At 52.5% G+C, this 221-nt stretch carries 1 rRNA gene; it reads right to left on the reverse strand.

The features are described from left to right. A 16S ribosomal RNA gene (locus tag FHC52_RS23130) occupies window positions 1-221 on the reverse strand; the annotation flags it as partial.

The following is a 221-nucleotide window of genomic DNA, read 5'->3' on the forward strand; positions in this document are numbered from 1 at the left end:
ACCGCTGGCAACAAAGGATAAGGGTTGCGCTCGTTGCGGGACTTAACCCAACATTTCACAACACGAGCTGACGACAGCCATGCAGCACCTGTCTCAGAGTTCCCGTAGGCACCAATCCATCTCTGGAAAGTTCTCTGGATGTCAAGAGTAGGTAAGGTTCTTCGCGTTGCATCGAATTAAACCACATGCTCCACCGCTTGTGCGGGCCCCCGTCAATTCAT

Origin of the sequence: Enterobacter sp. EC_64 (assembly GCF_019584165.1) — a bacterium.
GTDB lineage: Bacteria > Pseudomonadota > Gammaproteobacteria > Enterobacterales > Enterobacteriaceae > Enterobacter > Enterobacter roggenkampii.